A 19,114-nucleotide genomic window follows, 5' to 3' on the forward strand; every position below is an offset into this window, starting at 1 on the left:
GAGAAATGTCCGAACTACCGAACCGCAAGCCCGAAACCGGCGCCTTCTTCGCCCGCGACCGCGCCTGGCATGCGCCGGCGCTGACCCCCGGCTACAAAACATCCGTGCTGCGCGCGCCGCAGCGGGCGCTGCTCTCGCTCGACGGCACGATCTCCGAAACCACCGGCCCGGTCTTCGGCCATTCGATGATTGGCGAGCTCGACAACGACCTGATCCTGAATTATGCGCGGCCCGGCGAAAGCGCCATCGGCGAGCGCATCATCGTCCATGGCCGCGTGCTCGACGAGCGGGCAAAGCCGGTTGCCGGCGCCCTGGTCGAATTCTGGCAGGCCAATGCCGGCGGGCGCTACCGCCACAAGAAGGAAAGCTATCTGGCGGCGATCGACCCGAATTTCGGCGGCTGCGGCCGCGCCGTCACCGATGAGGAAGGCCGCTATCATTTCCGCACCGTGCGGCCCGGCGCCTATCCCTGGCCGAACGGGATCAACGACTGGCGCCCGGCCCATATCCATTTCTCGGTGTTCGGCCACGGCTTTGCCCAGCGCCTGATCACCCAGATGTATTTCGAGGGCGATCCGATGATCTGGAAATGTCCGATCGTCGGCACGATCCCCGACAAGGCGGCGATCGAACAGCTGATCGCGCCGCTCGACTGGGGCAATACCATCCCGATGGATTCACGCGCCTATAAATTCGATATCGTGCTGCGCGGCCGCCGCTCGACGATGTTCGAAAACAGGCTGGAGGGCAACTGACCATGCAGCAGCTCGGTTATCTCAAGGAAACCCCGTCGCAGACGGCAGGCCCCTATGTCCATATCGGCCTGACGCCGAATTTCTGCGACATAAAGGGTGTCTACGACAGCGATCTCGGCATGGCGATGGTCAACGACAAGACGCTTGGCGAACGCATCACCGTCACCGGCCGCATCCTCGACGGCGCCGGGGCCCTGGTGCGCGATGCCGTCATCGAGATCTGGCAGGCCGACAGCGCCGGCCTCTACAACAGCCCCTCGGAAATGCGCGGCGTCGCCGATCCCAATTTCACCGGCTGGGGCCGCTGCCCGACCCGCGCCGAAGACGGCGTCTACAGCTTCGAAACCATCAAGCCCGGCCGCGTCCCCTTCAAGGACGGCCGCAGACAAGCCCCGCACATCACTTTCTGGATCGTCGCCCGCGGCATCAATATCGGTCTGCATACGCGCATGTACTTCCCTGAGGAGACCGAGGCCAACGCCGCCGACCCGCTGCTTCTGCGCATCGAACATCGCGAACGCGTCGCCACCATGATCGCCACCCGCGACGGCGCCACATGCCATTTCGACATCCATCTGCAGGGTGCTAAGGAGACGGTGTTTCTGGATATCTGAGGGGCTGGCCAGCGGCTTGTCCTTGGGGTTCAGTGCAAGGAGACCCCTCACCTGCCCTCTCCCCGAGGGGAGAGGGGAACAGCGCCATACGAAAGCGGCTGCCTATAAGCGCCGACACCGCCCCAAATCTCTTCTCCCTCGGGAAGAAGGTGGCGGCAGCCGGATGAGGGGGCCACCACCGCGAGCGAGCAGACCATGACCGCATCACCCTTCGACCACCCCTTCCTCTCCGGCCTGCTCGGCGACGATGAAATCGCGCCCTATTTCTCCGCCGAAGCCGATATCCGCGCCATGCTCTCCTTCGAGGCTGCTTTGGCGAAGGCCGAAGCCGCCCATGGCCTGATCGCCGCCGAAGCCGCAAGACGGATCGCTGAAATCTGCGCCGGCTTCTCAGCCGATCTGCTTCATCTGCGAGCAGCAGCGGCAAAGGACGGCGTCGTCGTTCCAGAGCTCATCACGCAGCTGCGCACCGAAGTCGGCGAGGAAGCGGCCAAAAGCCTGCATCTGGGCGCCACCAGCCAGGATGTGATCGACACCGGCCTGATGATCCGCCTGAAGGCGATAGTCTTCCTGTTTGCCGGCCGGCTTTCCGCCATCGTCGCCGGGCTCGATGGGCTCGATCGCCAGTTCGGCCGCAACCGGCTGATGGGTCATACCCGCATGCAGGCAGCCATCCCGATTTCCGTCAGCGACCGCCTCGCTGCATGGCGTGCGCCGTTGGAGATCTATCGCGACCGGCTGACCGAGCAGAGTTTCCCCGTCCAGTTCGGCGGCGCCGCCGGCACTCTCGACAAGCTCGGGCCGCAAGGCCCGGCCATCCGCGCCTCGCTCGCCCAGGAACTTGGCCTGACCGACACCAGGCAATGGCAAAGCGGCCGTCTGCCGATCGCCGATATCGCCGGCATGTTCACCTCGATCTCGGGCAGCCTCGGCAAGATCGGCCAGGATATCGCTCTGCTTGCCCAGGCAGGCGGCGAGATCGAAATCGCAGGCGGCGGCAGCTCCTCGGCGATGGCGCACAAACAGAACCCCGTCGCTGCCGAAACCCTGGTCTCGCTCGCCCGCTTCAACGCCACGGCGCTGTCCGGCATCCACCACTCCCTCGTCCATGAACAGGAACGCTCGGGTGCGGCCTGGACGCTCGAATGGCTGCTGCTGCCGCAAATGACGATGGCAACCGCCGCCAGCCTGCGGCTGGCGGGGGAATTGACAGGGAATATCAAGCGGCTTGGAACGGCCTAAAGTCACGCGAAACGCGCATCAACCGAGCTTGGCGATTGCCCGTAGATTGTCGGCTGTCGTTGTCGGGAATTCGAAGAATTCGAGATAGGCGGGGATTTGTTCGAACAGCATATCCGTGCCGACCTGAAAGGTGCAGCCGCGCGCCCGGGCCGCCTCCAGGAAGGGGGTGATCTCCTTGCTCAACACCACCTCGCCGACGAAGGTCGATGCGGCGATGCGGTCGACATCGACCGGCAGAGGGTCACCCCGGCGCATTCCAAGCGGTGTTGCGTTGACGACGATGTCGAAGCCTGTCGGGTCGAGAGAGCCGATCGTGACGTGAAGGTGGGGATAATATGTCTTCAGCCGGTCGAGCAGCGCCGCCGCGGTCGTCTCGTTGGCGTCGACGATCGCCAGATGAGCGACGCCCGCCCTGGCGAGGGATGCCGCGATCGCCGAGCCGACGCCGCCGGCGCCGACGACCAGCGCATTTGCGCCCTCGACCTTTTTGCCCTTGCGCAGAACGCCGCGGACAAAACCTTCGCCATCGAACATGTCGCCGATCAGCCTGCCGTTCGGATCGAGACGCACCGCATTGCACGAGCCTGCGACTTTGGCGTTGGTCGAAGCTTCGTCGAGCAGCGCCATCGTCGCAATCTTGTGCGGCATGGTGATGAGCGCGCCGTGAATATTGGAGAGCCGGAAGACAAGCTTCAAGAACGCCGGATAGTCTTCCGGCCGGCAGCCCATCGGCACGACGACCGCATCGATGCCGTTCTTCTCGAAATAGGGATTGTAGATCAGAGGCGCCTTGAAGGACTCGGTAGGGTAGCCGAGGTGGGCGATGAGTTTGGTCGTGCCGGTAATCATGTGGCTAGACTTTCTGGGGATCGGCAGAGGCGTCGGCGTCAGAGAGGTGGATCATCTGCCCCGAGCGCGCCGATCTCTTGATCGCTTCGACGACCCTGAGGGTGGCAAGGCCCTCCCGCCCGCTGACGCGGGGTGCTGCTTCGCCGCAAATGACATCGCAAAAATGACTGAGCTGACGGCAAAGCGGATCGGCGGCTTCGTAAGCCACGCGTTCCTCGGCAAGTGGCTCCAGCCAATCCGGCTTCGCCGTCGCTGTCCACAGCGTCAGATTGGGAATGCCGAGCGAACCGTTCGTGCCGCCGATCTGGTAGCAATGTCCGGCATAGCGGGGAAATGCAGGGTTCTCGCCGGTGGTCGCCTCCCAGCTCCAGGGCGCGGCCACCGCATCGCTGCCGGTCAGCGTCGCAAGAACACCGTTTGCAAACCGCAATGAGACGACAGCCGTGTCCTCGACGGCGTGATGGCGCACGGCGTGCGATTCCATCGCATGCACGGCCTCGACCTCGCCGAACAGAAATCGGAAGAGGTCGACATCATGGATCAGGTTGACGAAGATCGGGCCCGCGCCGGCTTCCCGCCGCCAGCGGATGTCGAAATAGTCGTCGGGCTTGGCGACCCAGAAGGTGCCGTGAACCGCGAGTATCCGGCCAAGCCTGCCGCCGTCGACGATCTGTTTGGCCACCTGGATCATCGGGTTGTGGCGGCGGTGATGGCCGACGAGCAGCGGTATGCCTGCTTTCTCCCCGGCGGCAACGAGCGCTGCGGCAGCATCGACGTCGTCGGCGATCGGCTTCTCGATCAGAACGGGAATGCCGGCGGCGATAACTTCCATCGCATTCTCGACGTGAAGCTGGTTCGGCGTTGCCACGATGACGCCGTCGGGCATGTCCTCGGCGCGGATGTCCTGGAACGACGTGTACCATTGGATGCCGGCATTGCCGGCGAAATCCCGACCGACTGGAGACGGATCGATCACGGCGGAAAGAAGCGTTCCGGGCTCGGACATCACGCGCTCGGCATGGCGTCTGCCGATCAGGCCGGCTCCCATGACTGCAATCTTCAATGGCTTCATCATCGGCTCCAGAATTTGACGAGGGTTCGGCCTTGAAACCGCTTATTTCCGCAGGATTTCTCCGAGAAACTTTCTGGTTCGCTCGTGCCGCGGGTTGGTGAAGAATTCGGCGGGCGGGGCTTCCTCGACGATCGCGCCGCTCGCCATGAAGATCACCCGATCGGCGACCTGGCGGGCAAAGCCCATCTCGTGGGTGACGCAGATCATCGTCATGCCCTCGTCGGCCAGCGCGATCATCGTATCCAGCACTTCCTTGACCATCTCCGGGTCGAGTGCTGACGTCGGCTCGTCGAACAGCATCACTTTCGGCCGCATGCAGAGTGCGCGGGCAATGGCGACGCGCTGCTGCTGGCCGCCCGAAAGCTGGACCGGATATTTGTCCGCCTGTTCCAGGATCTTGACCCGCTCGAGCAGCCCGCGCGCCCGTTCCTCGGCCTCCCCCCTGCCGACACCGATCGCCTTCATCGGCGCCAGCATGCAATTCTGCAGCACGGTCAGATGCGGAAACAGGTTGAACTGCTGGAAGACCATGCCGACCTCACGGCGGATCGCATCGATTGTTTTGGCCTGGTCGCTGAGAACGATGCCGCCAACCCGGATTTCACCCTTCTGATAGGTCTCGAGATGGTTGATACAGCGGATGAGCGTCGACTTTCCGCTGCCGGAAGGCCCGCACAGGACGATCCTCTCGCCGCTGCGAACCGTCATGTTGATGTCGTGAAGGGCCTGAAACGAGCCGTACCACTTTTCCACCTGCGCCATGGCGATCATGGTTTCTGCGGCCTCGGCGGGCGTGGGACTGATCATCAAGAACTCCACAATTGGCGGGAAAGCGCATCCAAGAACAAGGGGATGCGGATCAGCGCGCGGAAGCGGCAAACTTTCGCTCGAGGCGTGCGCCGAGGATCGTCAGCGGGCAGCACATCAGGAAGTAAAGGATGCCGACGACGCCGAAGACCGTGAGCGGTTGGAAGATCTGGTTGGAGATGATGTTGCCGGCCCGCGTCAGCTCGGTGAAGCCGACGATCGAGGCAAGCGAGGTGCCTTTGATCAGCTGCACCAGGAAGCCGATCGTTGCAGGCAGCGAGATGCGCAGCGCCTGCGGCAGGATGACATCCCTCATGCGGGAGACGTATCTGAGGCTAAGCGCCTTTGCCGCTTCCGTCTGGCCGCGCGGAACCGCTTCGATCGATCCGCGCCAGATCTCGCCAAGGTAGGCGCTGGCATGCAGCGTCAGCCCGATCGCGACAGCGACCCAGGCATCGAGCATCAGACCGATCAGAGCCAGGCCATAATAGACCACGAAAAGCTGCATCAGAAGCGGCGTTCCCTGGAAGACGGCGATGTAGCCGGCAGTCAGGCCTTCCAAGAGCGGATTGCCCGAGACGCGGGCGAGAGCGACGCCGAGCCCGGCAATGCAGCCGCAGACAAAGCCGACCGCGGACAGGACTACGGTCCATTTCAGGCCGATCAGGAGGAAGACGAACTCGTCGTGACCCATGAGATTCCTCCTACTTGATGGGATATTTGAAGTATCGGGCCGAAAACGCCGCAAACAGGCGCATCATCACCCAGGAGATCACGAAATAGAAAAGCGTGACCGTGAAGTAGACCTCGAAGCTGCGAAAGCTTTCCGATTCGATGCGCTGGGAAACGGAGGTCAGCTCATAGGCCGAGATCGCCGATGCAATGCTGGTGGTCAGCGTCAGCAGCACGAACTGGCTGGTGAGCGACGGATAGATCGCCCGCAGTGCCGGCTTGAGGATGATCAGCCGGAAGACCTGCGCCTTGTGCAGGCCAAGCGCCAGGCCGGCTTCCATCTGCCCCTTCGGGATCGACTGGACGCCGCCGCGAATGATCTCGATCGCGTAGGCGCCGCCGTTGATGCCGAGCGCGATGATCGCCGTCGGCGTCGGATCCAGCCGGATGCCGGTGAGCGGAAGCGCGAAATAGATGAAGAAGATCTGCACCAGGAACGGCGTGTTGCGGATCAGCTCGACGAAGGCGATGACCAGCCACCGCAAAGGCTTGAGCGCGGAGTCGCGCAGGGCAACCCCGCCAATCCCGATGATGATCGCCAGCAGCATCCCGCAAATGGCCAGCAGGAACGTCCCGAGACAACCGAGCAGCAGGCTCGGCAGCCCGTCGATAACAGGGGTGAAATCCAGCTTATAGTTCATGTCTTCGCTGCTCCCGCCATATCGGCCATTGCTTCTACGGCGAGTTCATAACCGCGGGCACCGAAGCCGATCATGATGGCGGTGGCGACGCGCGAGATCAGCGAATTGTGGTAGATGCTTTCGCGCGCATGAACATTCGAGATGTGCAGCTCGATCTTCGGCGGATCGAACATCTTCAGCGCATCGAGAAGGGCGATCGAGGTGAAGGTATAGCCGGCCGGATTGATAATGATGCCGCAGGCCTCTTTGCGGGCCTGATGCACGCTTTCCACAAGCTCGCCCTCGAAATTGGTCTGCCGGAAGTCGACGGCAAAGCCGAGGCTCCCAGCCTTTGCCACGCACCTGTCCCTGATATCGGCTAGTGTCGTCGAGCCGTAAATTGCGGGCTCCCGCTCCCCCAGCAGGTTGAGGTTCGGTCCGTTGAGCACAAAAATGGTTCTGGTCATGTCGCACCTTTGGGCCTTGGGCATGGCGGTTGCGTTGACGGTCATAAGCTGCTCGCCTCTATAGGCTCGTCTGGAGATCGCCGCCCGCCCCTCATCCGGCTGCCGCCACCTCTCCCCGCTCGCCGGGAGAAGGGAATATGCCGCACCGGCTCCTTTAAATCTCGACGCTGCGTTTGGCACGTCCCCTCTCCCCGCGAGCGGGGAGAGGGTCAGGGTGAGGGCAGCCGACCCTTGCCGTTGGCTCAGTTGGCCACAAACGGAATGCCTTCCAGCTTTTCCGGGAATTCCGGCACCGGGACCTTCATCCACTTGTCGTAGATGGCCTTGAGATCGCCGTTCGTCTTGATCTTGTCGATGAAGCTGTTCAGCGCCGCGTTGATTTCCTTCTCGCCGAGACGCGTGCAAGCACCGTTGTAAAGCTTCTGGAATTCAAGCTTGTTTTCGAATTCGCCCGGGCGCGCCTTGTTCACCCGGTCCATATAGAAAATGTTGCCGCCGAGCGTATCGACCTGGCCGGAAACAAGGGCCTGGACGCTCGCAGCGTCTCCGTCATAGCGGCGGATCGTCGTTCCCTCAGGCGCGTTCTTTGTCACCTGCGTGTCCTGCGCAGCGCCCTTGGCGACGCCGACCGTGAACTTGGCCATGTCGGCATTCGTCTTGATCTCCGCCGATTTGGGGCCGATCAGCACGATGGCGTTGGCCACATAGGGCTTGCTGAACTGCACCGCCTTGGCGCGATCCGGCAGCATTGCCATGGTTGCAAACAGAACGTCGACGCGCCCTGCCGTCAGGGCCGGAATGCGGTTGTTGACTTCGAGCGGCACGAACTCGACGGAAACACCCAGTTCCTTGGCGAACAGCGTCGCAATGTCGGCGTCGAGGCCGTCCTGCTTGCCGCCGCTGGTCACAAAGCCCCAAGGCGGGTTGTCGCCCTGAATTCCGACGATGATCTTGCCGCGAGCCTTGATTTCGTCAGGCGTGATGGCGGCGGCGGGTTGCGCCAAGGTTATGGCAGCCACCAGGGCAGCCGCTCCGAGCAAGGCGTTTCGGCGTGTCAGCATAGATTTGAACATTCTGTTTCCTCCTCTTTTGGCGGCCTTTCGACCGGACAGCCACCTCACCTTTTGACTGTGGAAGAATGATTGCCAGAGAGCAACGCGTAAATCAACCGAGTTTTTCAAAATCATATGAGATTTTATAATGCCTCACCCTATTTGAATTCCTCACGAGATTTGCAATAATAGGTGAGAGCGATTTTTCGCTGGCCGTGGGTGCCGAAAGGGTTTTGATATGAAGACCTCGATTGCGACTGTGACGATCAGCGGCGAACTGCCGGAGAAGCTCGAGGCGATTGCCCAGGCGGGGTTCGACGGCGTCGAGATCTTCGAAAACGACTTCCTGGCCTTCGACGGCAGCCCCGCCGATGTCGGAAAACTGGTGCGCAACCACGGCCTCGAGATCACGCTGTTTCAGCCGTTTCGGGATTTCGAGGGCATGCCCGAGCCGCTGCGCAGCCGCACCTTCGACCGCGCCGAACGAAAGTTCGACGTGATGCAGCAGCTTGGAACGGATCTGGTGCTGGTCTGCTCGAACGTTTCGCCGGCCGCCATCGGCGGCATCGACCGGGCGGCTGAGGATTTCCGGGAACTCGGCGAGCGTGCCGCCCGGCGCGGACTGAGGGTGGGCTACGAGGCGCTTGCGTGGGGGCGCCATATCCGTGACCACCGCGACGCCTGGGAAATCGTCAGGCGCGCCGATCATCCGAATGTCGGCCTCATCCTCGACAGTTTCCACACTCTGTCGCGCAAGATCGACGTCAACTCGATCCGCTCGATCCCGAAAGAGAAGATCTTCATCGTCCAGCTTGCCGACGCGCCGCTGATCGACATGGACCTGCTCTACTGGAGCCGCCACTTCCGCAACATGCCTGGCGAGGGCGACCTTCCCGTCACGGCGTTTACCGAAGCCGTCGCTGCCACGGGTTATGACGGCTATTTCTCGCTGGAGATTTTCAACGACCAGTTTCGAGGCGGCCTGTCGCGGCCGATCGCCGCCGATGGCCACCGCTCGCTAATCTATCTCGGCGATCAGGTGCGCCGCCATCTCGGCACCGGCAGCATGACCGGGGCGGCGATGCCGGAAAGGGCTGCCGTCGAAGGCGTCGGCTTCGTGGAGTTTGCCACGGACGAACAGGATGAAGTCGAGCTGGTGGCCTTGCTGCGCACGCTCGGCTTCAGACAGACCGCCGTCCACCGCACCAAGAAAGTCTCCCTGTTCGAGCAGGGCGAGATCCGGATCCTCGTCAATGTCGATCAGGCGGGATTTGCCAATGCGGCCTATGCCGTGCATGGGACGTTTGCCTATGCCATGGCGCTGGTCGTCGATGATGCCGCAAAGGCATATGCGCGTGCGCTTGCTCTCGATGCCGAGCCCTTCGCCCAGCCGGTCGTGGCAGGTGAACTCGAGCTGCCCGCCATTCGGGGCGTCGGCGGCGGCATCGTCTATCTGATCGACGACAAGAGCGCCCTCGGTCGCTTCTCCGAAATCGATTTTCGCCCGGTCACCGACGACACTGATACGGCGTCCGCCGGCCTTATTCGCGTCGATCACGTCGCTCAGACGGTCGGCTACGATGAAATGCTCACCTGGCTTTTGTTCTACACGTCGATCTTCGAGACCCATAAGACCCCGATGGTCGACATCATCGATCCAGCCGGGGTGGTGCGCAGCCAGGTCCTTGAGAACCAGTCGGGCGCGCTGCGCATCACCATGAACGGGGCAGAAAACCGCCGCACCCTGGCAGGCCATTTCATCGCCGAGAAGTTCGGGTCCGGCATCCAGCACCTGGCGTTTTCGACCAACGACATCTTTGCAACCGCCGAAAAGCTTCGCAGCTGCGGTTTCCGGTCCCTGCATATTTCGCCGAACTATTACGACGACGTCGAAGCCCGCTTCGGGCTCGATCCCGTCATGACCGAGCGGCTGAAAGTGGAGAACATCCTCTATGACCGGGACGAGCACGGCGAGTATTTCCAACTCTACAGCGGCACCTATGGAGAGGGTTTCTTTTTCGAGATCGTCGAGCGCCGCGGCTATCGCGGCTATGGCGCGCCGAACGCAATTTTCCGGATCGCCGCGCTGAAAAGACAGATGCGCCCGGAAGGAATTCCGAAAGACGTCGATTAATTTCCTGATCTAAAGCGCGTCGCGACACGCTTTAGGGAATACGGCCACTCTTCAGCACGTGTTCGACGCCGCTATGGACGTGCCGTCGGACGACCTCGGTCGCGCCGGCGACGTCACGCTGAATGGACAGTTCGAACAACAGCCGGTGGTCGTCGACCACAGGTTTTCCGCGAAAGCTTTCGGCCAGCATATGGTAACGGAGAAAGCGGTCGAAGACGGACGACAGTGTCGCCATCAGCGTCTCCGAGTTGCAGGCCGAGACGATCGCCTGATGGAACTCCCAATCGTATCGAACCCAGTCGACCGTGCGCGAGGTGTCGCCCGCCAGCAGCTTGCGCTCGGCGGCAGCCAGGCGGTGATGGGCCGCGACGATGCGCCCTTCCCATTCGAGATTTCCCGCAGCGAATGCAAGGCCAATCGCATGCGTTTCAAGAACGATCCTCAGATCGGCAAGCTCCAGCAGCTCCCGGCGCGAAGCCGGGCTGACTTCGAAACCACGCTGCCCTTCAGCAACGACGAGGTTCTCCGTGGTCAGGCGGCTCAGAGTTTCGCGCAGCGACGAAATTCCGATGGAGTAGCGCTCCTTGGCCTGCTCCAGCTTGATCTTCGCCCCCGGCGGCAATACCCCCGATATGATATCCTCGCGGATCTGCCGGAAAACGACATCGCTTACGGTTTCGGCCGGGTCGTGGACTTGCTTGAGCATGACTTTTCCTGGTTTGCCGAGATGTGTGATGGCCCTGAACCTCGAAGGGGCGTCTGTTGCTATTTCAGCGTCCCTTTGGCCAGCGCATGTTCCACCCCGCCTTCGATATGAAACGCAAGCACCCGCTTCGCCGTCTCCGCATCCCGCCGCAAGGCCGCATCCAAAAGCTGCTGGTGTTCTTCGGCGGCGACGTCGCCCCGGTAGGACAGGGCGACCATCTGATATCGCAGATATTTGTCGAAGATCACCGAGTGGGTCTGCATCAGCAGTTTCGACCCGCAGGCCGAAATCAGCGCCTGGTGGAACTCCCAGTCGTAACGCTTCCAGTCCTCGGCCCTGCTGGTATCGCCGGTTGCCATGACCTTCTCCATCCGCGCCAGTTTGTAATGGGCCGCGACCAGCGGCGCCTCCCATTCCACATCTCCACGCGCGAACGACTGCTCCAGGGCATGGCTCTCGAGGAGCAGCCGCATTGCCGCCGTCTCCCTGAGGTCGGAAACCGATACCGGACAAACTTCGAACCCCTTCTGTCCCTCGGCTACGACAAGCCCCTCGGAGGAGAGCCGGTTCAGCACCTCCCGCAGCGTGCTGATGCTGGTCTCGTAGGATTCCTTCAGGCTTTCCAGTTTCAGCTTTTGTGCGGGCGCCAGCCGCCCGAAAATGATGTCGGCCCGAATACGCCGGTAGCTGCTCTCGGCAATGGTCTCGTTTACGACAGGCTGCAGCATCACCGAGTCTCTTATATTTTTCACATCATCGGATATATCGCTTTTCGGCAATACCGATCAAGGAAACATTCGTGCCTCAACGTGCACAATTTTCTCAGAGGATGCTGTTTTCTGCCGAGATTGACCATGCATGAGTATCCACTGACGCCGCGGCTGCGCATGCGTCTACCTTTCGGTCGTCCCAGAGAGTTTTAGCGCGACAGTTGACAGTGGATGGGGGTCGGATGGGCGGCAATTGTTTTTTCGATCGCGCGCAACCATCTAATAGGCATGATTACGGGAAAATGTCCCCGCCTCAACAGCACGTTTACCGAAAACCAACCATACTGGGTTGCTTTCCGAGGCGAAAGCCGCTTGCTTAGGAAAATCTACTTCTTCTTCCGGTAGCGGTTAGGAGAATGAAAGGGGACACAGGCAAACCCGTGGAATTCTGCTGCTTCGCATCGGGATAAACTATGTTTACGATGGCGGTGCGGGAAGGCCGGTTTGAAGAACGATGACGACAGAACTGATTCAGGTAAAATTTTGGGGCGTCCGCGGCAGTATTCCCGTCTCGGGCCCCGAGTTCGACCGCTACGGCGGTAACACTTCGTGCATCGAAATTCGCTGCGGAGTACATAGGATGATCTTCGACGCCGGCTCCGGCCTGCGCGAGGCGGGCCTGTCGCTGCTCGCCGACAGCGTCAGCGACGTGGACCTGTTCTTCAGCCACTGCCACTACGACCATATCATCGGCCTGCCCTTCTTCAAGGCGATCTATTATCCCTCGATCAACGTCAACATCTGGTCCGGCCATCTCGATGGCAAGATGAGCACGCGTGAGATGGTCGAGCAGTTCATCAGCCCGCCGTGGTTTCCGGTTAAGACCGACATCTGTCAGGCGACGATGAACTTCCGCGACTTCCATCCCGGCCAAGCGCTGACGCCCCACGAGGGGATAGAGATCAAGACCTTCATGCTCAACCATCCAGGCGGCGCCATCGGCTACCGCATCGAATGGCAGGGCCGTTCGGTCGCTCTGATCTACGATATCGAGCATATTCCTGGCAGTTACGACCCCGTCTCGCTGGAGATGATGCGGGACGCCGATCTCGTCGTCTACGACTGCACCTACAATGAAGACGAGATGCAGCGTTTCAAGGGTTTCGGTCACTCGACCTGGCAGCACGGCACCGAGCTGGCAAAGATCGCCGGCGCCAAACGCTTCGCCCTCTTCCACCATGCCCCCTCGCGCACCGACGAACAGCTGGCGCAGATGGAAGCCCAGGCCCAGGCCGCCTTCCCCGAATCCTTCGCCGCCCGCGACAATCAGACCGTGGTGATCTGACAGTCTGCGGGCCGCTGTCGCGAGCTGCAGTCGGCCGCGCTTGAGCTCGCCGGGGAACCGATCCCGAGCCGGACCGTTTTCCCGGCATCGCAAGCTCGAAATGGGGACAGCCATGACCGAATTTTCCGGACAATGCCTTTGCGGGCAGGTGCGCATCTCTGTTCGCGGCGAACCCATCCGCGTCGGGATCTGCCATTGCATGGACTGCCGGAAGGAAAGCGGTTCGGCCTTCACCTTCTATGGAATCTGGCCCGCCGGCCAATTCGAACATTCGGGGCAAACCGGCGCGTTCCAAGGCCGGCATTTCTGCACCGGTTGTGGTTCGCGGCTGTTCTCCGTCGATGACAAGGAGGCGGAAATCAAGCTCGGCATCCTGTCCGAGGCGCCGACGCCGCTTGTTCCGCGCTACGAACTCTGGATCAAGCGCCGCGAGCCGTGGCTGCGGCCGGTCAAGGGCGCCGAGCAGTTTGAAGAAGACCGAAAATGAGCGGCGACGTCGAAAGCGTGGCCGCCCTCGTCCGGCATCGCCGGATCACCGTCGCCGGCGTCGAGACCTTTTATCGCGAAGCCGGGCGGCACGATGCTCCAGTCTTGTTGCTGCCGCACGGCTATCCCTGCTCCTCCTATGAATTCCGCAATCTCATGCCGCGCCTTGCCGACCGCTGGCGGCTGATTGCGCCGGATTTCCCGGGTGCCGGTTATAGCAGCACGCCTGACGATTTCGACTACAGCTTCGATGGCTACGCCGCCTGGCTGGAGGCTTTTATCGGCGCGGTTGATGTCGACCGCTTCGCCCTCTACCTCCACGATTTCGGCTCGCCGATCGGCGCCCGGCTGGCGATCAAGGATCCGAAGCGCATCGTGGCGCTGATCATTCAGAACGGCGATATTCCGTATGAGGATGCGCTGGGGCCGAAATATGCGGATATCGAGGCGACGTGGACGCTTCCGCGAGTGGAAATGAGGAAGGTTCTGGCCGAGGCGATCAGCGAGGAGATCTTCAAAGAGGAATTTCTTAACGACCTGCCGCCGCTTCTCGCCGCCACCATCCCGCCCGATCTGTGGAAGCTGCATTGGTCGCTGGTAACGCCGCGGCGCAAGCAAATCGCCATCGATCTGATCGCCGGATTGAAGAAGAACCGGGCCTGGTTTCCGCAACACCGGAAATACTTGCGCGAATACCAGCCTCCGACCTTGATCGTCTGGGGTCCCAACGACCATTACATGCCGGAAAAATCGGCGCGAGCCTATATGAACGATCTGCCGGATGCCGAACTGCATCTGCTCGGCGGCGGACACTGGCTGCTCGAGACGCATCTCGATGAGGTCGCAGCGCTGATGCGAGATTTTCTCGGGCGCGTTCATGCCGCCTGACCGCCGCTGCTCTACCGCTTGAGAAGCTTGGCCGCCGCCGTCCAGTCAACGGCAGGATGCCGGCCGGTCGTCGCAAACAAGGCCGACAGGAAATCCCAGGCCGCGGCATCATGCACCAGATGGTGGGTCAGCACGCCGATCGGCTCGTCGCTGCCGGCAAACCGGTCTTCCAACTCCGCCACCAGCTCGGCCACCAAGTCCACTTCGGCTCGGCCGCCACGCGTGCCGTGCCAATCGATGATGTCGACATGGGTGTTGAGCAGCGGCATCGCCCCGCTCTGCTTTGCCCGGCCATAAACCGAAAGCGCTGCAAAGCCGAGGTCCGGCAGTGCCGGGATGAGGGCGGCGTCGATCCGGTTCCACGGCGGCACCAGCACCGGCACGAAGCGGCCCGGATGCAGCCGCTGCAGCAGCCGGAACCCGTCACTGAGTTCGCCGAGCACGGTGTCGGCCGGCCGGTCGCCACCGAGTTCCTGCTTTTTCCGCTCCGGCCCGGCATGGTTCGTATGCGCCCAACCGTGCACCGCGACGCTGACACCTGCTTCCTCCACCAGCCGCGCCGCCAATGCCTCTCCGGTCAGGCCGGGAATGACAGCAAGCGTCAGCGGGACCGCGTTGTCGCCGGTCGATGCCAGCAGCGTCTCCAGATCAGGCGTCGGTTCGATCGCGTCGTCGTCCCGCAGCCAGAAGCGGGCGACGCGGCCGGCGGCCTGCCAGCGGTCGAGCTCGCGGCGCAGTGGCTCCCAGCTCATCCTGTCGGTCATCCCATCACTCCTGTTGCTGTGTAATCCCGCAGAATTCGATCCAGCCGCTCGGCCGCCGTCGCCAGCGAGCGCTCCTCGAGCACGAAGCGCCGCGCCGCCTGCCCCATGGCGTCGCGTCTTCCCCCCTCGTCGAGCAGGGCAGCCACGGCCGCGGCATAGGCGGCGACATCACCGTCGGGCGTCAGCAGGCCGGTCAGCCCCGCCTCGACCACGGCGGGCACGCCTGCCGTTTCCTGCGCGACGACAGGCAGCCCGGCGGCCTGGGCTTCCAGATAGGCAAGACCGTACGCCTCGCCGCAGCCCGGCCACACATAGAGGCCGCCGCGTCCGAGCAAGCCGGCGATCTCGGCCGCATCCTGCTCGCCGAGCCATTCGATGCGGCCGGAAGGGAAACCGGCAAACAGCGCCTGCACCTCTTGCCGCATCGGACCATCGCCGATAACGGTAAGTGTCCAGGGCCGGTCTTCGATCAGCCGCAGCGCTTTTGCCAGCATGGTATAACTTGCCATCTTGTCGCCGGCCCGCATCATCGCCACTGTCATCAGCCGCAGCGGATGTGGCGTCGGCAACACCCTCTCGAACAGCGCCGTGTCGATGAAGGGTTTCAGGCGGGCAAGCCGCGCCTGCGGAAAGGCGGCTGAAAGGCCCGCCTGGTCACGTTCGGTGAAGCTGATATTGACTGCCGCCTGCAGGATCGCCTCGCCGACGCGTTTCTGCACGTCTGCCCAGCCGGTGTTATCGCGTTTTGCCGCATAGGACGCTTCAGCGGTGACATAGGGGATGGCGAATTCGGCGGAGATCACCGGCCCGAAAGGGTCGGGCGATTTGTAATAGGGGTGGTAGCAGAACCAGAGTTCGGGTCGCAGCGTGGATGCCCATTTTTCCCGCAGCCGCTGCCGTTCGGCACCGATCGCCGGTTCGAGGTCGGCTGCCGCTTCCGGAGTCGCGGAATGGGCGCGGAATTCGGAGACGACCTCAACTTCGTGCCCGGCCATCTCCAGCGCCCGGATCAACAGCCGCGCCATCAGCCGGTCGCCCGACGGCACCGGATGGTTCGGCGATTTCATCGGCGCGTAAAAAGCCACCCGCATGCACAACCCTCATATGAAGACACAGTGTTTCCGGCCGGCATGCCCGGTGGCGAAACTCCGCTATTGTCCATTTCCCTAAAACTTGCGCATAAGCATATGGAATGTGATCGCGATGGAAGCAATTCCGCCTCTTTCTCAATCTCTATGAGCCTGCGGTTGCATCCACAAGAACGGGAATGAATGACGACGGTCTCGGCCACAGGGATTTTTTCGGAGCGTACGATCAGAAGGGCGAGGCTCGGTTCCGGCCTAGTCATTTTCATCTTCGTCCTCATGCATTTGTCGAACCACGCGATCGGCCTGATCTCCGTCTCCGCCGCCGATAAAGCCGCCCGCCTGTTCATGGCGATCTGGCGCAATCCTGTCGGCACGACCATCTTCTATTCGTCGGTTCTGATCCATATAGCGCTGGTGCTGCGGGCCATTTATATGCGCCGCAGCCTCGTCATGCCAAAGGGCGAAATGGCGCAGATCGTGCTCGGTCTGCTGATCCCGATGCTTCTCATGGATCATGTCATCGGCACGCGCATCGCCCACGAGCTCTATGGCTATATCGATGATTACGAGACGGTCGTCGGCTCGCTGTGGATCCGGGCTCCGGCAAACGGCCTGCGGCAGGCATTCGGTCTCCTCGCCGTCTGGATCCATGGCTGCATCGGCCTGCATTTCTGGCTGCGCTACCGCCCTTGGTATCCAGGCCTGGCGCCGCTGTTGCTGGCGCTGGCAATCCTCGTGCCGGTGCTCTCGCTGCTCGGCTTCGTCGAAATGGGCCGCACGCTGGCCGACCCCTCCTATCAGCAGGCGATCGCCAACAGCCCCTATAAGGCGACGGTCAACTCCCGTTATGCCTCGAACCCGGAGGTTCTCCGCCAGGTTTCGACGATCCGCGCCGGGCTTTACGGCGCTTTCTCGGCCGCGCTGCTGATCGTCGTCGCCGCCCGCGCCCGGCGCAGGCTGAAGGAGGCCCTCGACCAGGTGGCCGTGCATTATCCGGGCGGCGAGGTGATCCGTGTGCCGCGCGGCTTCTCGGTGCTGGAGGCAAGCCGGCTCGGCGGCCTGCCGCATTATTCCGTCTGCGGCGGCAAGGGCCAGTGCTCCACCTGCCGGGTGCAGATCCTCGGCGACTACGAACACCTGCCGGTCCCCGACAAGATGGAACAGACGACGCTGAGGCGCATCAATGCCGGCCCGGATGTGCGGCTTGCCTGCCAGCTTCGACCGAACCGCGATGTCGCGGTGGCGCCGCTGCTGGTGCCGGCGCTCGAAGCCGCCCTTCCCGCCAACAGCCAGGAGACCAGCCCGGGGCGCGAACGTGAGATCGCCGTGCTCTTCGTCGACATCCGCCATTTTACCACGCTGACGGAAACGCGCCTCCCCTTCGACGTCGTCTTCCTGCTGAACCGCTATTTTGCCATCATCGGCAAGGCGGTGGAGCAGGCGGGCGGGCGGCTCGACAAGTTCATCGGCGACGGCGCCATGGCGCTTTTCGGCCTCAACACCGCGCCTGAGGAAGCCTGCCGCCAGGCGCTGAAGGCGGCCGCGGCGATCGTCGCCGAGATCGAGAAACTCGCCGCGGAGCTGTCCGAGGAACTGGCGCTGCCGCTGCGCATTGCGATCGGCATCCACACCGGCCCGGCCGTCGTCGGCACAATGGGCTATGGCCGGGTGCGCAGCATGACTGCGATCGGCGATACCGTGAATGTCGCGAGCCGGCTGGAAAGTGCCGCTAAGGAATTCGAAGCGGCGATTGTCATCTCCGAGCCGGTGGCGAGCCTCTCCGGCGCCGATCTTTCCGGCATCGAAAGCCGTGAAATCAGCGTGCGCGGCCGCGCCCTGCCCTTGAAAGTCTACGTCATTCCGAGAGAGAAAGCGGCAGAACCGCTCGAAGGAAAAGACTGATGTCCGGCAAGCCCTGGCTCACCGCCAAATATTGGAGCCGCCGCCTGCGCAAGGCGCGCAACACCGCAGCATCGCGATTCTTCGACACCCGCTTCGGCCGCCGCCTGCTGGTCGAAAATATCGGCCCGCGCGTCATCTCGATGACGGTCGACGCCGGCGACCATCTGATGACCTTCTCGCCCGGCGACTATATCGGCCGCAAGGTCTTCCGGAAGGGCCATTTCGAGCGCGACGCGGTCGACCGGCTGATCGTCATCCTGCGCGAGCGCGGCCTCCTCAGAAAGGATGCGACGCTGCTGGAGATCGGCGGCAATATCGGCACCCAGACTGTCTATTTCGCCTTGAGTGGCACTTACGCCCGGATCGTCAGCATCGAGCCCGACCCGCGCAATTTCCCGCTGCTTGAACTTAACATCCGCCAGAACCGGCTGGAAGAAAAGGTCCACCTCGTCAATTGCGCCGCCGGCGAGCGCGAAGGCGAGATCGACTTCTTCCTCAACCGCAACAATCACGGCAAGAGCAGCGCCATCCGCCAGAGCCCGACCGACAGGAAGATCAGCGTGCCGGTGAAGCCGGTCTCCGAAATCCTCGCCGGCCTTTCGATCGATCCTGGAGCAATCGGCCTCGTCTGGATGGATATCGAAGGCTATGAACCGATCGCCTGCCGCTCGATGCAGCCCCTGCTTGCCCGCCGCGTACCGCTCCATATGGAATTCACCCCGCTCTTCTACGGAGCCGAGGGAACGAGAGCCTTCATCACCACGCTATCCGGCTACTATGAGGACTGCCTCGTCCTCTTCGAGGACCGCGAGGAGGAGATGAAGGTGCGGGATCTGCCGGGGGAATTCGATCAGTATAACGTGCTGTTTCTGCCGTAGGGG

At 62.4% G+C, this 19,114-nt stretch carries 20 protein-coding genes; 9 read left to right on the forward strand and 11 right to left on the reverse strand.

All coding sequences use genetic code 11. The features are described from left to right. Positions 1–5 precede the first annotated feature (5 nt). The 3 genes from pcaH (at position 6) to FHX14_RS00420 (ending at position 2,611) form a co-directional block, all read left to right on the forward strand. Positions 6–755 carry a protocatechuate 3,4-dioxygenase subunit beta gene (gene pcaH / locus FHX14_RS00410; RefSeq protein WP_003595120.1) on the forward strand — a complete coding sequence of 250 codons (750 nt, stop codon included), beginning with the start codon at positions 6–8 and terminating at the stop codon, positions 753–755. A 2-nt stretch (positions 756–757) separates the two neighbouring features. Then, entirely contained in the window at positions 758–1,369 is a 612-nt protein-coding gene (gene pcaG / locus FHX14_RS00415; RefSeq protein ID WP_184375342.1) for a protocatechuate 3,4-dioxygenase subunit alpha, read from the forward strand. A gap of 195 nt (positions 1,370–1,564) precedes the next feature. Then, a complete protein-coding gene (locus FHX14_RS00420; protein ID WP_184375344.1) occupies positions 1,565–2,611 on the forward strand; it encodes a 3-carboxy-cis,cis-muconate cycloisomerase in 1,047 nt (348 codons plus the stop codon). 18 nt (positions 2,612–2,629) lie between these two features. On the opposite strand, the gene FHX14_RS00425 is transcribed toward FHX14_RS00420, so the two are convergent. The 7 genes from FHX14_RS00425 to FHX14_RS00455 all read right to left on the reverse strand — a co-directional run bounded on the left by FHX14_RS00425 (position 2,630) and on the right by FHX14_RS00455 (position 8,231). Beyond that, entirely contained in the window at positions 2,630–3,460 is an 831-nt protein-coding gene (locus FHX14_RS00425; protein ID WP_003595113.1) for a shikimate dehydrogenase, read from the reverse strand. A 4-nt stretch (positions 3,461–3,464) separates the two neighbouring features. Beyond that, entirely contained in the window at positions 3,465–4,532 is a 1,068-nt protein-coding gene (locus FHX14_RS00430; protein ID WP_184375346.1) for a Gfo/Idh/MocA family oxidoreductase, read from the reverse strand. A 42-nt stretch (positions 4,533–4,574) separates the two neighbouring features. After that, the gene (locus FHX14_RS00435; protein ID WP_281414156.1) at positions 4,575–5,339 is read right to left on the reverse strand and encodes an amino acid ABC transporter ATP-binding protein; all 765 of its coding nucleotides are present in this window, start codon (positions 5,337–5,339) and stop codon (positions 4,575–4,577) included. A gap of 52 nt (positions 5,340–5,391) precedes the next feature. After that, positions 5,392–6,033: an amino acid ABC transporter permease gene (locus FHX14_RS00440; RefSeq protein ID WP_184375348.1), complete on the reverse strand. Its 642-nt coding sequence runs from the start codon at positions 6,031–6,033 to the stop codon at positions 5,392–5,394. 10 nt (positions 6,034–6,043) lie between these two features. Further along, positions 6,044–6,712 carry an amino acid ABC transporter permease gene (locus FHX14_RS00445; RefSeq protein WP_184375350.1) on the reverse strand — a complete coding sequence of 223 codons (669 nt, stop codon included), beginning with the start codon at positions 6,710–6,712 and terminating at the stop codon, positions 6,044–6,046. After that, positions 6,709–7,158: a type II 3-dehydroquinate dehydratase gene (locus FHX14_RS00450; protein WP_184375352.1), complete on the reverse strand. Its 450-nt coding sequence runs from the start codon at positions 7,156–7,158 to the stop codon at positions 6,709–6,711. Before FHX14_RS00450 ends, FHX14_RS00445 begins: the two co-directional genes overlap by 4 nt. A gap of 242 nt (positions 7,159–7,400) precedes the next feature. Then, on the reverse strand, positions 7,401–8,231 hold the full coding sequence (locus FHX14_RS00455; RefSeq protein WP_184375354.1) for a transporter substrate-binding domain-containing protein: 831 nt from the start codon (positions 8,229–8,231) through the stop codon (positions 7,401–7,403). A gap of 217 nt (positions 8,232–8,448) precedes the next feature. Between FHX14_RS00455 and FHX14_RS00460 the strand changes: the two genes are divergently transcribed. Continuing rightward, positions 8,449–10,344: a sugar phosphate isomerase/epimerase and 4-hydroxyphenylpyruvate domain-containing protein gene (locus FHX14_RS00460; protein ID WP_184375356.1), complete on the forward strand. Its 1,896-nt coding sequence runs from the start codon at positions 8,449–8,451 to the stop codon at positions 10,342–10,344. Positions 10,345–10,375: 31 nt separating this feature from the next. On the opposite strand, the gene FHX14_RS00465 is transcribed toward FHX14_RS00460, so the two are convergent. Together FHX14_RS00465 and FHX14_RS00470 are read right to left on the reverse strand one after the other, a co-directional pair. Then, on the reverse strand, positions 10,376–11,050 hold the full coding sequence (locus tag FHX14_RS00465; RefSeq protein ID WP_184375358.1) for a GntR family transcriptional regulator: 675 nt from the start codon (positions 11,048–11,050) through the stop codon (positions 10,376–10,378). Positions 11,051–11,109: 59 nt separating this feature from the next. Continuing rightward, complete coding sequence (locus FHX14_RS00470) at positions 11,110–11,778, reverse strand: GntR family transcriptional regulator (RefSeq protein ID WP_184375360.1); 669 nt, start codon at positions 11,776–11,778, stop codon at positions 11,110–11,112. Between the two features lie 496 nt (positions 11,779–12,274). Here FHX14_RS00470 and FHX14_RS00475 point away from each other — a divergent pair, with 496 nt between their 5' ends. The 3 genes from FHX14_RS00475 (at position 12,275) to FHX14_RS00485 (ending at position 14,479) form a co-directional block, all read left to right on the forward strand. Then, a complete protein-coding gene (locus tag FHX14_RS00475; protein ID WP_184375362.1) occupies positions 12,275–13,105 on the forward strand; it encodes an MBL fold metallo-hydrolase in 831 nt (276 codons plus the stop codon). A 112-nt stretch (positions 13,106–13,217) separates the two neighbouring features. After that, positions 13,218–13,592 carry a GFA family protein gene (locus tag FHX14_RS00480; RefSeq protein ID WP_003595094.1) on the forward strand — a complete coding sequence of 125 codons (375 nt, stop codon included), beginning with the start codon at positions 13,218–13,220 and terminating at the stop codon, positions 13,590–13,592. Beyond that, positions 13,589–14,479, forward strand: a complete 891-nt coding sequence (locus FHX14_RS00485) for an alpha/beta hydrolase (protein ID WP_184375364.1) — start codon at positions 13,589–13,591, stop codon at positions 14,477–14,479. The genes FHX14_RS00480 and FHX14_RS00485 overlap by 4 nt, the downstream gene beginning before the upstream one ends. 11 nt (positions 14,480–14,490) lie before the next feature. Here the strand turns inward: FHX14_RS00485 and FHX14_RS00490 are convergent, their stop codons facing one another. Both FHX14_RS00490 and FHX14_RS00495 read right to left on the reverse strand, forming a co-directional pair. Beyond that, positions 14,491–15,243, reverse strand: coding sequence for a polysaccharide deacetylase family protein (locus tag FHX14_RS00490; protein ID WP_184375366.1), 753 nt, complete (start codon positions 15,241–15,243; stop codon positions 14,491–14,493). Continuing rightward, on the reverse strand, positions 15,240–16,334 hold the full coding sequence (locus tag FHX14_RS00495; RefSeq protein ID WP_184375367.1) for a glycosyltransferase family 4 protein: 1,095 nt from the start codon (positions 16,332–16,334) through the stop codon (positions 15,240–15,242). The genes FHX14_RS00490 and FHX14_RS00495 overlap by 4 nt, the downstream gene beginning before the upstream one ends. A gap of 180 nt (positions 16,335–16,514) precedes the next feature. Here FHX14_RS00495 and FHX14_RS00500 point away from each other — a divergent pair, with 180 nt between their 5' ends. After that, on the forward strand, positions 16,515–18,233 hold the full coding sequence (locus FHX14_RS00500) for an adenylate/guanylate cyclase domain-containing protein (protein WP_184375368.1): 1,719 nt from the start codon (positions 16,515–16,517) through the stop codon (positions 18,231–18,233). Then, positions 18,233–19,111 carry an FkbM family methyltransferase gene (locus FHX14_RS00505; RefSeq protein ID WP_184375369.1) on the forward strand — a complete coding sequence of 293 codons (879 nt, stop codon included), beginning with the start codon at positions 18,233–18,235 and terminating at the stop codon, positions 19,109–19,111. The genes FHX14_RS00500 and FHX14_RS00505 overlap by 1 nt, the downstream gene beginning before the upstream one ends. The last annotated feature ends 3 nt before the right edge of the window (positions 19,112–19,114 follow it).

This window comes from Rhizobium sp. BK619, from assembly GCF_014195245.1.
Classification (GTDB): Bacteria; Pseudomonadota; Alphaproteobacteria; order Rhizobiales; family Rhizobiaceae; genus Rhizobium; species Rhizobium acidisoli.

What these genes read in the sequence shown, in the direction of transcription:
- pcaH (WP_003595120.1), top strand. Translation starts at nt 6, where the DNA reads ATGTCCGAACTACCGAACCGCAAGCCCGAAACCGGCGCCTTCTTCGCC.
- pcaG (WP_184375342.1), top strand. Translation starts at nt 758, where the DNA reads ATGCAGCAGCTCGGTTATCTCAAGGAAACCCCGTCGCAGACGGCAGGC.
- FHX14_RS00420 (WP_184375344.1), top strand. Translation starts at nt 1,565, where the DNA reads ATGACCGCATCACCCTTCGACCACCCCTTCCTCTCCGGCCTGCTCGGC.
- FHX14_RS00425 (WP_003595113.1), bottom strand. Translation starts at nt 3,460, where the DNA reads ATGATTACCGGCACGACCAAACTCATCGCCCACCTCGGCTACCCTACC.
- FHX14_RS00430 (WP_184375346.1), bottom strand. Translation starts at nt 4,532, where the DNA reads ATGAAGCCATTGAAGATTGCAGTCATGGGAGCCGGCCTGATCGGCAGA.
- FHX14_RS00435 (WP_281414156.1), bottom strand. Translation starts at nt 5,339, where the DNA reads ATGATCAGTCCCACGCCCGCCGAGGCCGCAGAAACCATGATCGCCATG.
- FHX14_RS00440 (WP_184375348.1), bottom strand. Translation starts at nt 6,033, where the DNA reads ATGGGTCACGACGAGTTCGTCTTCCTCCTGATCGGCCTGAAATGGACC.
- FHX14_RS00445 (WP_184375350.1), bottom strand. Translation starts at nt 6,712, where the DNA reads ATGAACTATAAGCTGGATTTCACCCCTGTTATCGACGGGCTGCCGAGC.
- FHX14_RS00450 (WP_184375352.1), bottom strand. Translation starts at nt 7,158, where the DNA reads ATGACCAGAACCATTTTTGTGCTCAACGGACCGAACCTCAACCTGCTG.
- FHX14_RS00455 (WP_184375354.1), bottom strand. Translation starts at nt 8,231, where the DNA reads ATGTTCAAATCTATGCTGACACGCCGAAACGCCTTGCTCGGAGCGGCT.
- FHX14_RS00460 (WP_184375356.1), top strand. Translation starts at nt 8,449, where the DNA reads ATGAAGACCTCGATTGCGACTGTGACGATCAGCGGCGAACTGCCGGAG.
- FHX14_RS00465 (WP_184375358.1), bottom strand. Translation starts at nt 11,050, where the DNA reads ATGCTCAAGCAAGTCCACGACCCGGCCGAAACCGTAAGCGATGTCGTT.
- FHX14_RS00470 (WP_184375360.1), bottom strand. Translation starts at nt 11,778, where the DNA reads ATGCTGCAGCCTGTCGTAAACGAGACCATTGCCGAGAGCAGCTACCGG.
- FHX14_RS00475 (WP_184375362.1), top strand. Translation starts at nt 12,275, where the DNA reads ATGACGACAGAACTGATTCAGGTAAAATTTTGGGGCGTCCGCGGCAGT.
- FHX14_RS00480 (WP_003595094.1), top strand. Translation starts at nt 13,218, where the DNA reads ATGACCGAATTTTCCGGACAATGCCTTTGCGGGCAGGTGCGCATCTCT.
- FHX14_RS00485 (WP_184375364.1), top strand. Translation starts at nt 13,589, where the DNA reads ATGAGCGGCGACGTCGAAAGCGTGGCCGCCCTCGTCCGGCATCGCCGG.
- FHX14_RS00490 (WP_184375366.1), bottom strand. Translation starts at nt 15,243, where the DNA reads ATGACCGACAGGATGAGCTGGGAGCCACTGCGCCGCGAGCTCGACCGC.
- FHX14_RS00495 (WP_184375367.1), bottom strand. Translation starts at nt 16,334, where the DNA reads ATGCGGGTGGCTTTTTACGCGCCGATGAAATCGCCGAACCATCCGGTG.
- FHX14_RS00500 (WP_184375368.1), top strand. Translation starts at nt 16,515, where the DNA reads ATGACGACGGTCTCGGCCACAGGGATTTTTTCGGAGCGTACGATCAGA.
- FHX14_RS00505 (WP_184375369.1), top strand. Translation starts at nt 18,233, where the DNA reads ATGTCCGGCAAGCCCTGGCTCACCGCCAAATATTGGAGCCGCCGCCTG.